The sequence below is a fragment of the Oleiphilus sp. HI0125 genome, assembly GCF_001635355.1.
Window position 1 is genome coordinate 1 of the sequence record NZ_LWGF01000866.1, and the last position, 1197, is coordinate 1197.

Sequence of the window (1197 nt, forward strand, 5' to 3'; positions counted from 1 at the left end):
TGTCGGCCAGCGCCGATAAGAAAAGAAGAGTCAAGACTAGAAATTATCTTCAAATCTCTTCGGATCAGAATACTAAGTCCCGAATCAACAGCGGGCTGAACAAAATCAAAAACCACTTTAGAAACATACAGGTGAGCATCATGCTATCTCAAGACATTCTACAGGCAATTAAACAGTACACAGCCTCAATGCAGGCGCCGCTTACTTTCGTTCTTCAAAGTGGCGAACATGAAAAACGTGAGGAGCTGAAAAAGTTTCTTGCTGATATTGCAGGCACCAATGATCTTCTTTCGCTAGAAGAACGTGCCACAGGTTTACGTAGTCCGATCAGCTTCTACATTGAAGTTGATGGCAAAGACACAGGTGTCCAGTTCTCAGGTATCCCAAGTGGTCACGAATTTAATTCACTTATCTTAGCGGTGCTTCAGGCGACTGGCACACCTTTAAAGTTAGATGAGTCTTTGCAAAAAATGGTGGGGCGCGTTGGTGAAAAGTTACACTTTGAAGTGTTCATCGGTTTGAGCTGCCACAACTGCCCAGATGTCGTTCAGGCTCTGAATCAATTTGCTTTGCTTAACGACAATATCTCGAGCGAAATGATCGATGGAGGCTTGTTCCAAGATATCATCAAAGAACGCGACATTCAGGGCGTCCCAGCTGTTTATGTCAATGGCGAATTATTCGCGAATGGTAAAGTTGATGCCGCACAGTTGATCGAGAAATTGATGGAGCGCGATGCAAGTATCGCCCAGTCAGATGAGTCTGACGCACTGCCTTTGCAAGACGTGACTGTTATCGGTGGTGGTCCAGCAGGTGTTGCTTCAGCGATTTATAGTGCGCGCAAAGGTTTGAAAGTAACGCTGATTGCTGAGCGATTAGGTGGCCAAGTGAAAGACACAATGGGCATCGAAAACCTCATTTCAGTATCGAGTACAACCGGTCCTGAACTAACAGGAAACTTAATCAATCACATGAATGATTACGACATTACGGTGAAAGAGCACTTGCGTGTGAGCGAAGTGATCGATGAAGAGATCAAAACCGTGGTCTTGTCATCAGGTGAGCGTATCGATACCAAGACCTTGATTGTCGCAACAGGGGCGAAGTGGAGAGAGCTAAACGTTCCTGGTGAGAAAGAAAATATCGGTAATGGCGTGGCGTACTGTCCACATTGTGATGGCCCATTCTTCAAAGGGA

1 protein-coding gene is annotated in these 1197 nt (G+C 45.5%); it reads left to right on the forward strand.

The features are described 5' to 3' along the window. Positions 1-140 precede the first annotated feature (140 nt). Positions 141-1197 (forward strand): FAD-dependent oxidoreductase (locus A3762_RS14130; RefSeq protein ID WP_068756155.1); only part of this gene is annotated, 1057 nt, incomplete at its 3' end.